This is a genomic window from Methanolobus vulcani (assembly GCF_900100715.1).
Taxonomy (GTDB): Archaea; Halobacteriota; Methanosarcinia; order Methanosarcinales; family Methanosarcinaceae; genus Methanolobus; species Methanolobus vulcani.
The window spans coordinates 1-13,614 of record NZ_FNCA01000007.1 but is presented as its reverse complement, the minus strand read 5'-3'; the positions used below and the strand labels follow the sequence as shown (position 1 = coordinate 13,614).

Annotated in this window: 9 protein-coding genes and 1 pseudogene; 4 read left to right on the top strand and 6 right to left on the bottom strand. The window is 42.8% G+C overall.

From position 1 onward, the window contains the following. Positions 1-155 precede the first annotated feature (155 nt). The 3 genes and pseudogenes from mtbA to BLP52_RS10355 form a co-directional block, all read right to left on the bottom strand. On the bottom strand, positions 156-1,175 hold the full coding sequence (gene mtbA / locus BLP52_RS10365; protein ID WP_091710418.1) for a methylcobamide:CoM methyltransferase MtbA: 1,020 nt from the start codon (positions 1,173-1,175) through the stop codon (positions 156-158). A gap of 84 nt (positions 1,176-1,259) precedes the next feature. Continuing rightward, positions 1,260-2,636 (bottom strand): annotated as a pseudogene (locus BLP52_RS10360) (monomethylamine:corrinoid methyltransferase). 12 nt (positions 2,637-2,648) lie between these two features. Then, positions 2,649-3,302, bottom strand: a complete 654-nt coding sequence (locus tag BLP52_RS10355; protein ID WP_091710417.1) for a methyltransferase cognate corrinoid protein — start codon at positions 3,300-3,302, stop codon at positions 2,649-2,651. Between the two features lie 754 nt (positions 3,303-4,056). On the opposite strand from BLP52_RS10355, the gene BLP52_RS10350 reads away from it, so the two are divergent. From BLP52_RS10350 to BLP52_RS10340, 3 genes are all read left to right on the top strand, one after another. Next, on the top strand, positions 4,057-6,099 hold the full coding sequence (locus tag BLP52_RS10350; RefSeq protein WP_091710416.1) for a histidine kinase dimerization/phosphoacceptor domain -containing protein: 2,043 nt from the start codon (positions 4,057-4,059) through the stop codon (positions 6,097-6,099). Positions 6,100-6,118: 19 nt separating this feature from the next. Next, positions 6,119-6,535, top strand: a complete 417-nt coding sequence (locus tag BLP52_RS10345) for a response regulator (protein ID WP_091710415.1) — start codon at positions 6,119-6,121, stop codon at positions 6,533-6,535. 66 nt (positions 6,536-6,601) lie between these two features. Further along, positions 6,602-7,381, top strand: a complete 780-nt coding sequence (locus BLP52_RS10340; RefSeq protein ID WP_091710414.1) for a helix-turn-helix transcriptional regulator — start codon at positions 6,602-6,604, stop codon at positions 7,379-7,381. A gap of 143 nt (positions 7,382-7,524) precedes the next feature. Here BLP52_RS10340 and BLP52_RS10335 read toward each other — a convergent pair whose 3' ends face one another. From BLP52_RS10335 to BLP52_RS10330, 3 genes are all read right to left on the bottom strand, one after another. Then, the gene (locus tag BLP52_RS10335; RefSeq protein WP_091710413.1) at positions 7,525-9,015 is read right to left on the bottom strand and encodes an APC family permease; all 1,491 of its coding nucleotides are present in this window, start codon (positions 9,013-9,015) and stop codon (positions 7,525-7,527) included. Between the two features lie 608 nt (positions 9,016-9,623). Beyond that, entirely contained in the window at positions 9,624-9,788 is a 165-nt protein-coding gene (locus BLP52_RS14440; protein ID WP_154717852.1) for a hypothetical protein, read from the bottom strand. A 141-nt stretch (positions 9,789-9,929) separates the two neighbouring features. After that, the gene (locus tag BLP52_RS10330) at positions 9,930-11,465 is read right to left on the bottom strand and encodes an APC family permease (RefSeq protein WP_091710412.1); all 1,536 of its coding nucleotides are present in this window, start codon (positions 11,463-11,465) and stop codon (positions 9,930-9,932) included. 803 nt (positions 11,466-12,268) lie between these two features. On the opposite strand from BLP52_RS10330, the gene pylS reads away from it, so the two are divergent. Continuing rightward, positions 12,269-13,614, top strand: a 1,346-nt coding sequence (gene pylS, locus BLP52_RS10325; protein WP_154717851.1) for a pyrrolysine--tRNA(Pyl) ligase, incomplete at its 3' end; no start/stop codon positions are given.

Genomic DNA, 13,614 nt, shown 5'->3' with positions numbered 1-13,614 from the left:
GTATATATAAATGTGTGGAAAATATGGGAATCTTAATTTTGTCTAAAATACAAAGAGAAGGAGATAGCAGACACCGACCCGGAAATGTTAAAGCGAGCCGGTGCTACGGAGGGGAAACAAGGTGTTAGCTCATTTCAACTAAAATTACACATCTTTTAGTACTTGTGACTCTTCGCCACTTCAATCATTGCCTGGAGATTGACGGTTGGTGTCTTGCTTACAGTACCACATCCCGGTGCAAGCAGATCGATACCCGCATCAATGACCTTCTGTGACTGTTCCCTGATGGTTTCAGGTGTCTGGTTCCAGAGCATGTTCACAGGGTCGAGGTTTCCTACAATGACAGCTTTTTCAACATTAGCGACTGCTGCTGCTGCATCAACATTCTGGTCAACACTGATAGCGTCTACACCGGTTGATTCCATGAGGGCAAGACCCTGGGTTGTGTCACCACATATGTGAAGAACTACAGGCACATTGACTTCATGCATAGCATCGATGATCTTTTTGTGGAAAGGAACTACGAATTTTTCGTAGAATTCAGCACCAATGAGCTGGTAACTTGCTGTTGGGTCGATGATGACCATTGTGTCAGCACCATTCTCGACCATTTTCTGAGCGTAAGCAACACAGAAATCGGTTGTGAACTCCATGAGTGCAAGGCCGAAGGCTTCGTCTGTGAAGATAGCCATGAACCACTCATCACCGTTGATGTGCTGTGCGAGTGAGAAAGGACCTATCATGCTTCCCATGATCGGGAGTTCTTCACCGTATTTATCTGCAAGTATCTTGATAGCATCGCATACAACACCGATTCTTCCGTGATCAAGGTTGTAGCCCTTGAGTTTCTCGATATCTTCTAATGTTTTTACTACATGACCTACTACGGATGGTTGCTGCTCCTTTGTTCCGGCCTTGATCTCACAGCCGAAGAACTCGGCTTCCGCAGTAATGTCAAAAGGCACACGTACAGCCTCAAAACCAACTACTGTGTGACCTGCTTCGGCAAGTGTTGCCATTTTTTCTGCATCGCTGTTAGCCTCTGGCCAGAATGCACCACAGGCTTCCATCTGCTCAACAGTGCCTGTCTGGGTAACACAGACAGCAGGCATCCTGTCAACAGATTGACCGGTGAGTGCACGGGATAATCTCTCTTTGGGGGTATATTCGGACATGGTTTAGCTCCTGAAGAAGAGATGGCTGGCAGGTTAATACCAGCCATCGGGTTGGAGGGTGTTTTTCTGTCTAATCGATTCATCTTAGAATGAAAGTCCGAACTCTTCGAGCTTCCTGCGTGCATCATCGTAGACCTTCATGTACTCGTCAGTTGGTGTGACGGTAGCTACATCGTAACATTCCTGGAAGGTCTTTCCTGCTGGTGCATTCGCATAGTTGCCCTCGTAGGAGCTTACAAGAAGATCGAGGACCTTGTTGACATCTTCGATGTTCATTCCTGCTGTTGCTCTTGCAACTTCTCCCATCATCCTTGCTTCCATACCGGTTGTCTTGTCCTGAACGACACCCTTTGCAGATGCAACACCGGAGAGGATCTCACGGCCGGATGCTGTGTCAGTGATAGACTGAGCGGATGCTTCCAAAAGACACATCTCGGTACATGGACCTGCACATGGATAGTACTGGTTACCGGAAAGCATGTCAGTAAATTCAGAAATAGTTGCACATGCCCATCCTGCGATCATGAGGGTCTCACGGGTATTGGTTGATCCCCAGCGGATGTGGACTGGTCCGTCAAGGTGCCAGCTTGCATTGCTCATTACAAAAGCGTTGATATGGGTTGCGATGTTGACTACTGTGGTTTCTTCTATGCCACCGGCATATCCACCAAAGATAGGCATCTGTTCATCCATGATGATGTCACTGTTGCCCTGATAATGTGCCATTACACTGATAGCATCAAGGTCGATCTTAAGCTCGTTGAGCTGTGATACTTCGTGACTGTCACTGCAAACCATGCCACCGGCACAGTCAGCAGAGATATTTCCCTGAGCGGACAGGGAAGTCTCTGGTCCCTATATGCCCATGCCTGGCCTTCCGGCCATTGCGGCTGCATTCTTAATGAGCCTTGTCTCTGTCTTTGCTGCAAGAACCTCGTATGGGCTCTTTGGAATTGGTGGCTTGCCACGGACTGTCATCATGACACCATTGACAATTGTGTCGACTTCCTTCTCAAGAGCATAGCTCATGTGAACTGGCATGAACATGTTCTCGGAAATTGGGGAACCTGTTGGACCACCCTGTACGATTGGCTTTCTCCTGTCACCGACACTTCTCTTGTGCACCCTTACAGCGTCTCTGCCGGTACCTAGTGTGAATTCCTTCTGGACATTGTTGATAGCGTCCCATATCTCATCTTCTGTGTACTTTACTACACGGCTGGTGTCTGTACAGAAGATACCACAGTCAAGGAGCATCTCAAAACCTGCTTTGAAGAGGTTTTCCATCATGTCCTTGTCAGTTGGTACGAACTCGCCCTTGAAATCAAGGTTGTATTTCTGTTTGAGCTCCATTGCCTTCATTGGGATTGTCATAAGATCCCAGTCATCCTGGGTTGTCTTCTCTCCCTTCTTTGCTCTCTCATAGAATTCAAAACAATCAAGTGATCTTGCAAATGTCATTATTATACCTCTTTACTGCATAAGGCTGAGTGCAACTCTTGCTGCGTCTGCTGCATTCTCTGCTGTTGCATCTGCTCCGATCTCTGTGATCCATGCATCAGATACTGGTGCTCCACCGAACATGATCTTGACAGAATCTCTAAGACCTTCTTCTGCCAGCATTGCTACGGTATCCTTCTGTCCAAGCATTGAGGTTGTCATGAGTGCTGAACCAACGAGCAGGAGTTTCTTGCCCTTGTTCTTTGAAACTTCTTCTGCAACCTTTTCGTTTGGTACGTCTACACCCATGTCAACGATCTTAAAACCGTTTGCTTCAAGCATGGTTGTTACAAGACGGTGACCGATATCGTGAATGTCTCCTTCCTGGACGTAGGTGATTGCAAGACCTACACCATCGGTGTTTCCTTTCTCTTCTTCCAGTACTGGTAAGAGAAGCTCCATTGCCGCGTTCATTGCCTTTGCAGACATCATGATCTGTGGAAGGTAAATTTCTGCTGCCTCGAATTTGTCTCCGACGATCTTCATTCCCGGGGAAAGACCATCATTTATGATCTCAACTGCACTAAGTCCTGCGTCAAGGGCTGCCTGAGTAGCTTCTGCACAACCGTTGATGTTCTGAGTGACAACTGTGTCTCTCAATGTGTCTAACATTTCCTGATTTGACATATTTAGCCTCCGTAATTTGGTTGCTAGTTCGTAGCAAGGCGATAACCTACGTTTTTCAAGATAGTGACTCGCAACTTGCTACAATAGATGGTATACGGTAGTCTTTTACCGTGTTACTAATATTTATATTTTCCTCTTAAAAAAGAATGATTTAGGGAAAAGAAGATATGATACTACAAATTCCAAATGTGTTGACTACATTGTTTTTTTCTTTTACTTTGACTAGATGCAATATGGGACAAAATATAAATATTGAATATCAAAGCTTGCAGAAAACCTATTGAAACCATTATCAATTGCATAAATTCTGCAAGAATAATCACTGTCTATGGAAACATATTGAAGTTTTATTAACATACAAAATCACATGAATTTAGAGGTTCTACAGAGCCAATATCACTTCAACTTTAATCAGCAAGGAGAGAAAGTATCCTAAATACAGCAAGTCAACAAATCTTAGGCATTTCATTCTATGAAGAGAGCATATATGAAAGATATTTTTTATCTGGGTACCCTGATCGAAGTGGCATTTAAAAATAAATCATAAACTCTGTAAAAATACCCATTGATTCTGAATTTAGAATGTAGAAATGGACATTGTCCTTTTATCGAACTATTACAACGCTGTTATAATCATACAATGAGATTGTAATTTTAACATGCGTATATTATAAACTAAAATGATTCTAAACTAAAATCAGCACAGCAGGAATTCCCCCAAAATCCAAAACTGAACCAATAAAGGACCCTGAAAATGGAATGGAAGAACAAGTCACTGAAACTCAAACTTATCCTGTACATAGTCACAGGTACATTACTTGTACTTTTAGCAAGCACCGCAATGACTGTTTCCACTGTTAGCAGCCAGGAAGAAGAACTTGCCTACAAGCAGTCTATAGAGATGGCTAGGAACTATGCCAATGAGTTCAACGGTGACATGCAGACCGACAGTGCCATCGCCAAGACGATTGCCGTCAGTATGGCCAGTTATGATTCCATGAACAGGGAGGAAGCAAACAACATGCTGTACAACCTGCTGGTAGAACATCCCCACTTGCTTGGTACCTATGTGGCCTATGAGCCAGACGCGTTCGATGGAAATGATAACTTATATGTGAATTCCCAAGGAAGTGATGCCACCGGGCGATTCATTCCATACTGGAACAAGATAAAAGGGCCTATAAATCTCGATCCGCTCCTGAACTATGATACACTGGATTACTATCAGTTACCCAAAAGAACGGAGGCTGAAGTAATTACAGAACCTTATTACTACGAAGGCTTATTCATCGTAAGCTACGTTTCTCCCATCATGAAGGATGGGGAATTCATCGGGATAGGGGGAGTGGACGTATCCCTGAACTACCTAGATGAGGAGATCAGTGAAGTAAAGGCATTCGATACCGGCTATGCTTTCATGACCGGTAACACTGGCATCTTTCTTTCCCACCCCACCAACAAGGAATGGATCGGAAAAAAAACGCTTTATGACCTCGGTAACGAGGAGATCTCAAATGCTGCAGATGATATACGGGAAGGGAAAAGCGGTCACGTTGAAACTATCGACCCAATTACAAGGGAAAAGGTAGTAATGTTCTATGAACCCATAAGGACAGGTAATTTCTCATTCGTTCTAGTCATCCCTAAGGATGAGATGCTGGCAGGAGTTAACACCCTCAGTAACAAGCTTCTCCAGATATCCTTTGCAGCCATAGTTTTCATGGCAGTTATCTCTTATTTGATAGCTCTGTCATTCACAAGACCTATAAAGGAGATAGTCAGCGACTTCAAAAGCATATCCAAGGATGCCGTCAGGGGAAAGCTTGACTCAAGAGCTGAAACAGAGGTGGAAGCCGATTTCACGGAGATACCCAAAGGTCTCAATGAAATCCTGGATGCGGTGATAATGCCCATACGTGACACCATAAGGCTGACAAATGCACTTGCCAGGGGAGACCTTGACGAGAGGTCACATCTGGACGTACATGGAGAATTCAGGCAGCTATCAAATACCCTGGACAACTTCGCTGAATTGCTCGATACGATAATAAAAGACTCGAACCAGGTACTGACCGCGGTCCAGAATAACGATTTCTCCAGAGAGGTTAGAATATACGGAGAGGGTGATTTCCTCATCCTGACCGAAGGGATAGAAAAAACAAGGGCAACGCTGTCAAGAATGATAGATGAACGCAAGAAGATAGAAGAGATACGTAAGAAGGAAATCCACCATCGTATAAAGAACAACCTTCAGGTTATCTCAAGTTTGCTTGATCTTGAATCCGATAAGTTCGAGGATGAGAACGTGATCGAGGCTTTTAAGGAAAGCCAGAACAGGGTGATATCCATGGCCTTGGTGCATGAGGAACTTTACAGATCCCAGGACATGGAAAGCATAGATTTCTCCGATTACATTGTCAAACTCGTCAATGAGCTTTCATATTCATACGCTATCAACAAAGAGGGTATCAACGTTAAGATCGATACAGAGCAGATTTTCCTTGATATGGATACTGCCATTCCTCTGGGAATGATAGTGAATGAACTTGTTTCGAATTCATTCAAACATGCCTTTAAACAGAGAAAAGAAGGAGAGATATATGTGAACCTGGGACTTGAGAAAGGGAAACTGAACCTGATCGTAGGGGACAACGGTCTTGGTTTCCCTGAGAACATCAATTTCAGAGAAACTGATTCTCTGGGACTGCAGCTGGTCACAACCCTCACATCTCAGATAGACGGTACGATAGAACTTGAAAGAGACAAAGGTACAAAATTCAGGATTATCCTAAAATAACAAAAACTAAGGTGTACTCATGGAAGATGTAAAAATCCTTGTGGTAGAAGATGAAAACATCATCGGGCTTAATATAAAGAAAAAACTCAAAAGTTTCGGATATACCGTGCCAGCCATAGTTTCGACCGGGGAAGAAGCTATAAAGATGGCTGAAATTACCTTCCCTGATCTAATATTGATGGATGTCAGACTGAAGGGAAATATGGACGGAGTTGAAGCAGCTGGGGAAATCCGAAAGAATTTCGACATACCAGTGGTCTATCTGACCGCATATTCGGATGATGAGGTCCTTGAAAAGGCAAAAAAGACAGAGCCTTACGGGTATATTGTCAAACCCTTTAAGGCCAACGATCTGAAAAGCAATATTGAAATGGCACTTTACAGGCACAAGATGGAAAAGGGGACCCATGAAAGTTCATGCCGCAACAACGTGTGACTCCTCTGAAGAAGAAACATCATAAGGTCAGATATCATAATTACAAATTGGATATAGTTGGTATCAATGAAAAGTTCGCTAATAGATATAATCCTGAATTCTGAAAAGCGGAAGAACGTGCTTCTTCTTTTGATGGAAGGTGAAAAGAGCCGGGAGGAGATCAAAACAAGCCTTAACGTGACCTCCACAGCTCTTATTCCCCAGATAAAGAAACTCAAGGAACACGGTCTTGTCATACAGAACGGGGATCATTATATCCTGACCAACATGGGAAAGGTACTGGTAGCTAACATGCTGCCTCTTTTGAATGCGGTGGATGTCTTTGAGGAGAACAGCAACTATTGGCTTAATCGCGATCTTAGCGGAATCCCAGAATCCATACTGAAGAGATTCGGCGAGCTTGGTAACTGTGTCATAATCGAACCTGATCTGAATTACCTTTTTGAATTCCCAAAGGAGTTCACCGAGAATATTGTCAAGTCCAGCTATGTCATGGCCTTTAATGCTTATTTCCATCCTGAATATCCAGCCTTGTACTCAAGTCTTGCTGAAAAGGGTATCGATGTTTCCCTGGTTGTAACAGCTCCTGTCCACGAAAGGATGGAAAAGGACTATTCAGATGACATTCAAAAATTCATGACTTTTGAGAACACCGAAATGTTCGTTTCAAATGAAATGACAAGCTTGGCAACCCTTGTTACCACAGATCGTTTTCTATTTCTTTGTTTCTTTAACAAGCATGGGCAATATGACCATACAATCCTTATGAGCTTTGACAACAATGCGCTTCAATGGAGTAAGGAGCTGTTCCTGCACTTTAAGGAAAAAGCTGAAATCATTGCATGAATTCAATTTCCTGAAAAGAGGACATGGTAGCCTTTTAGTTATGAGACTACCAGATCGAACTGTTTATGCACAATTGGAGGCATGCATTAATAAAAATTGTTATGCAGTAAACATACTCTTAATACTTACTGCAGCTTCTTGTTTTAGGCCGCCTGTGCTTCCATCGCCACCTTTGCTACATGGTTTTCATGCTGCGAGTAATACCACATAGGTATGTACAGACCCAATACAAGTATTCCAACACCAGTTGAGAACCAGCTTCCCTCAATACTGTTGAGGTAAATTATACCGATCAGGCAGAGAGGCAGATTGAACATCCCGAACAGGAGTGCAACATTCTTCCAGCCGGATGGTGCCTTGAAAGGCCTGTCAAGTCCTACAAGGTGAGGAGCCATCTTTGCTTTCACGTATGCAAAAAGGCTGATACCGTTAGCACAGACATATCCTATTGCAGATGCCGCCAGGATGGCTGTCGGGGTACCCATGGAGATGAGTGCCAGGTTAAAGATCCCTATAATGACCATTGCCAGTATAGGTGTACCATGAGAATTCACCTTACCGAATACTGTTGGAAGGTTTCCTTCAACTGCCATGGAGTGCATCGCCCTTGCAGAACCAAGGTATGCGGTCTGGATAATAAGGACCATTGCAGCAATGAGCATTACAATAGCAACCGTTGAACCTGAATCACCTAGAGCTGCCTGTGCAACAGGAAGCATAGGGTCGATAGGTGCATTTGCAATACCATCAATACCCAGCACACCAGTAACTGTAGTCTGCACGATCACAAATGCCAGAAGACAGATAGCACCACAGGTGAAAAGTGCCTTTGGCACATCTTTGCCTGGGTTCTTGTATTCAGGACCATAGATAGCTGCTGTTTCCCATGCACAGGCACTCCACTGCGCCATTGCAAAGATACCCAACAGGATAAGGATACTGTGCATACTCCATACCCAGTCAGTAGGCAGCCAGGTGCTTGTGATATTTGCAAGCACAAAATCGCCCGTTGCATATGGTGCTAGTGCAATTATGACCAGAGGAACGAATGCAAGTGCTGCAAGAATGTAACCTACCATTGCGCCGCTAGAGACACCACGATAGTTAATAAGTATAAGAGCTCCGAATATAACAATGCCTGCAGCCAGTGAAAGCTGGTATTCGCTAAAAGTAGCTGCCAGTGCAGGGAACAGGCTGTGCAGGTAAAAACCTACAAGGATAGCAAAGATAGCAAGTACGGGATTCCAAGCGAACCAGTAACTCCATGCACTGAATCCACCTATAAGCTTACTCTTGTCATATTTTCCCTTGTAATTGGGTGTCTTAAAGACATTCTGTGCAAATCCTGGAAGACCGGATGCCTTGGGGAAAGTCGTTGCAAGTTCACCATAGGCCAGGTTCTGCATGAAACCCTGGAATACGGATAGACCCCATACGATAATAGCAGCTGACCATAGCCAGCCTGAAAAGTATCCGATCGATGGCAGGATCAGCAGAGGTACACCCACAGCAATGGCAAGACCCTGTTTCCAGTCGATGGAACGTTCAAGTCCACTGTGTTCACCATTCTCACATACCACTTTTGAGCACTGTTCTGCATGCTGCCAGTCTATTCCTTCCTCTTTCTTTTCCATTTATTTATCACCCCTTCTTTAATGATATTTGGCACCTGCACTTCCCAAAGGGATAATTACAGGTGTCTTCAGTATTTTCCGTACCCTGCCAATGGTCAGGTTACCGGAAAGAGAAAAATCCTTACTTAAGCTGTTACAACATCTTTTTTGCATGTGACAACAGCATCTGAGAGTTCTTTGAACATTTCTTCTTTAATAATTGTAATACCTCCTCACTCTTTGCCTTCATTGATACATAGAATTTACAAGTTGAAGAGCAATCAGTTATAATAAAACATAAGAAGAAGACGTATATATCATAAACTCGATTAAATGTGCCTGCTGAATCTGAATTCATAAAGAGAAAAATAATATTCACTTATGCCTGAATCATTACAACGCGGTTATAATCTTAGAGGGAGATTTAAATTAACTATTGATATTGAAATGAATCTCACTATCGTAAAATATCTCCTTTTCAACAGAAATTCAAAAATAATTCTGTACAGGCAAAATCCAGAAAGATGAACTAGAATGCAAACATATTACAAAATCATCACATGGTAAATAAGGGACTAACAACCATATTTTCAGATTTTATACAATATGCACCAAAAAAGCCTTAAATCCTATAAAAAATCAGGATTCTTGAAGATATAGGCACACAGACCACCAATTGCCAAAGTTTCAAGCACTGTGATTCCTGAAGGAAGAGGATTAGTCGCTGCATAGATGAAAGAACTTGCTATAATAGCAATAACGAAATTAGCAATAACTAAATCTTCAATTTCCATTTTTACACCAAATGAATAGACAAAAAAGCCCGTTTTTTAGTTTTTCTATTTTTCAATTCTTGAGTGATATACCCGAATCTTAAAAAATAATCCTGATAACTGGATATCAGGATTATGTGTTACTCACGTATTTAGTTTTGCTCAGTCTTCCACCGGAATAGGTTCGGGTTCAAATATACCATGCTCCCTGTGTCCTGCCACTGCAGGTATCTTGTTCCTGTTCTCACGCTGTGAGTATATCCAGAGTGGTATGAAGAGGCAGAGCATGAAAAATCCAACACCTGTTGTTGCCCATCCGAGTTCAAGGCTGTTGAGGTAGATGATACCTATAAGGAAGAACGGGGTGTTCAGTATAGTGGTTGCAAGAGCAACACTCTTCCATCCCTTTGGAGCCTTGAAAGGTCTTTCAAGCTTTGAAAGCTCAGGGTCGTTCCTGACCTTTACATAGGTATAAAGGCTGATACCGTTTGCACAGATATAACCAATTGCAGAAGCTGCAAGGATAGCCGTTGGTGTTCCAAGGAGAATTAGGAACATGTTGAATGCTGCATCAGCAAGCATTGCATTCATTGGATGTCCGTGTTTATTCAGCTTGCTCAGGAACGATGGCAGGTTACCTTCAACTGACATTGAATAAATGGAACGTGCAGATGAAAGGAAAGCTGTCTGGATGATGAGAAGCATTGCACCTATCAGCATTATAATAGAGATTGAAGCACCCATGGGACCAAGTGACATATTTGCCAGCGGAAGCATTGGTGAGATAGGTTCTGCAAGAACTCCGTCAACCCCAAGAGCACCGATGACGGATGTCTGTACGAGTACATAAAGAACAAGGCATATTGCTCCGCAGACCAGCAGTGCCTTTGGGATATCTGAATTTGGTTTTTTATACTCAGGACCATATATCGCAACAGTTTCCCATGCAGCAGCACTCCATTCAGCCATTGCAAGAAGTCCCAGGAGGATCAGTATATGTTCCCAGTCCCAACTCCAGTCTGTCGGGAACCATGAACTTGTGATGTTCGACATCTGGAAATCGCCTGTAAAGAATGGTGCAATGGTGATGACCAGAAGCGGGATAAGTGAGATTGCAGCAAGTATGAATCCGGCAGCTGCTCCATTCTTCAGTCCTTTTGAGTTGATTATGGCAAGGGAACCGAAGATGAAACCTCCTACAATAAGTGCCAGAATTGTTGAGTTTATTCCTGAAAGTGCAGGGACCATTCCCTGAAGATAATCCGAGATCAGAATAGCATAGATAGCAAGGACGGGACTCCAGCCGAACCAGTAACTCCAGGCACTGAAACCACCTATGAATTTACCGAACTTGAACTTTCCTTTGTTATTCTTGTCTTTATCTGAACCAAAGACCGTCTGGGTATAACCTGGAAGACCTGAAGCTTTTGGGAAGACTGTTGCCAGTTCTCCGAACGCGAAATTCTGTAAGAACCCAAGAAGAACCGTCGCTCCCCAGATAACTATTGCAAAAGACCATACGTAACTTGTAAGATAGCCGATGGAAGGAAGGATAAGCAGAGGAACACCAAGTGCTATTGCAAGGCCCTGTTTCCAGTCAATGGATCTCTCAAGTTCCTGAGGGTCGCATATATTCTTAGCACACTGTGCACTATGCTCCCAATCAATTCCTGGAGAGGCATCTTTCTTGTTGCTCATGCACTCACCCCACAATACTTCAGACTTGTTTTGCAGAAAAGAGGCATACCCATCGGGTTGCCGTTCTCAACCTATATTCCATTTACAAGACAATTCTCATGGACCTCATGATCCATGAATTCTTTTATAGTTGTTTCTTTGCTCATAATTTCACCTCAGAATTTATGATTGTATAACCAATTAGCATTCAGTAACGTTAGTTTTATAACTTATTTACAACTGCGCTACTTATATATTGCGGATGGATACTTCCTTTAGTTATTATTTAAAACTATCGATAAACAAATATGTTCCCGAATCTTATTGACAAAAAATGTAATGTAGTATTCTTTTTTCTGCATATAGAAAATGTCTATTGTACATGTTTTTAGAGAGGGAGAACAAAATATTGACTCTGCTTTGTAAGATTACAACGGCTTTGTAATCTTAAGCAAGGTTTAGGATAAATAGACACAAACTCTTCTATTTCTCAGTAGTAAAGACCAGACACTTCCATAATTATACGAAAGTAATAGACTTGATATTGTTCAAACAATAATAATAACCAAAAACTACATATACTACTTTATTTTCTTTCGTTTAGAAAACTTTAAATACAGTAGAATATGAGCAATATATATATATGTCGATGACTAAGACTAAAATGTTCCTATAATCGGACAAAATCCGGGGAATTTACTCAATAACAAAATCAACGGAAACAAAATCATGACACCAAACAACAAAAACCACAATTGGATACTCGAATATCTGGGATTTTAGGAATTGATCGGAAAAAAGCTTAGACTCCAGGAGCTGTTAGCATGGAAAGAAAGCCACTTGATACACTTATTAGCAAAAATGGATTATGGGTGTCACGCAACGGACATCTTCACGGGGTGAAGAATTGCGAGACATCACAGAAGTACATAAGAATAGAAATGGATTGCGGAGAGATTATCACTGTACGCAATTCCAGAACAAGCAGGTCCGCAAGGGCCCTGAGGAACCATAAGTTCCACAAACCCTGCAAGCGCTGTCGCCTGTCAGACGACAGAATTAACGAATTCTCAAAAAAGATCTCGAGAAAGGATGAAGCTGAGATAAAAATTGTCCGCTCGTTCAGACTTCCACCTGAAAAACCTGCCGAGACTGTTAACGTTAAGCCCGTAGCAACTGTTGAAACCAGTACAAATGCAACTAACATTCATAATGAATCACGGGCTGGGATGACTGCCGATAGTTCCACCTACCACAGATCAGCTTCGAAACACAACACAAGCAATTCCAGCCCTTCCAAACCTAATTCTAATTCTAACACTAAGGCTAAGAAGACAGCTTTCCAGCCACAGCAACCTAAGTCAAAGAAAACTGAGTTCACACCTCTGCAAAAGAACAGGATACTCTCACTTTTAGGTCCCGGAGAAATGATATCATTCTCAAAGGAAAAAAGGTCCTTTGCAGAACTTGAATCCACCCTGACCCTCCAGCGTAAGAAGGATATCAGGGAGATGTACGAAGACAGCCGTGAAAATCTGCTTGGAAAACTTGAGAGAACAATAACAGAGTTTTTCGTGGATATGGGCTTCCTCGAAGTAAAATCTCCAATTCTCATTCCATTCGAATACATGGAAAGGATGGGAGTTGGTGAGGACAAGAAGCTCTCAGAGCAGATATTCAGGGTTGGAGACAACATGTGCCTGCGACCAATGCTTGCTCCCGGACTCTACAACCACCTGAGAAAGTTCGATAATGTGCTTCCTGATCCTGTCAGGATTTTTGAGATTGGCCCCTGCTACCGTAAGGAATCTGACGGAAACAGCCACCTTGAAGAATTCACAATGCTCAATTTCTGCCAGATGGGATCCAACTGCACAAGGGACGAGCTTGAGTACCTGATAAAGGAACTACTGGATTTTCTGGGAATAGAATTTGAGATCGTTGCAGACAGCTGCATGGTCTATGGTGACACCATCGATGTGATGCACAAGAATATGGAACTCTCATCCGCTGTCGTAGGCCCCGTTCCAATGGACATGGACTGGGGAGTTAACAAACCCTGGATAGGAGCCGGTTTTGGTCTTGAAAGGCTGCTAAAAGCGAAACATGATTTCAAGAACATCAAACGTGCAGCCAGATCAGAATCATACTACAACGGAATAAGCATCAA

Coding starts and splice junctions, on each gene's coding strand:
- BLP52_RS14440 (WP_154717852.1), bottom strand. CDS start 9,788: ATGGAAATTGAAGATTTAGTTATTGCTAATTTCGTTATTGCTATTATA.
- BLP52_RS10345 (WP_091710415.1), top strand. CDS start 6,119: ATGGAAGATGTAAAAATCCTTGTGGTAGAAGATGAAAACATCATCGGG.
- BLP52_RS10330 (WP_091710412.1), bottom strand. CDS start 11,465: ATGAGCAACAAGAAAGATGCCTCTCCAGGAATTGATTGGGAGCATAGT.
- BLP52_RS10335 (WP_091710413.1), bottom strand. CDS start 9,015: ATGGAAAAGAAAGAGGAAGGAATAGACTGGCAGCATGCAGAACAGTGC.
- BLP52_RS10350 (WP_091710416.1), top strand. CDS start 4,057: ATGGAATGGAAGAACAAGTCACTGAAACTCAAACTTATCCTGTACATA.
- mtbA (WP_091710418.1), bottom strand. CDS start 1,175: ATGTCCGAATATACCCCCAAAGAGAGATTATCCCGTGCACTCACCGGT.
- BLP52_RS10340 (WP_091710414.1), top strand. CDS start 6,602: ATGAAAAGTTCGCTAATAGATATAATCCTGAATTCTGAAAAGCGGAAG.
- BLP52_RS10355 (WP_091710417.1), bottom strand. CDS start 3,302: ATGTCAAATCAGGAAATGTTAGACACATTGAGAGACACAGTTGTCACT.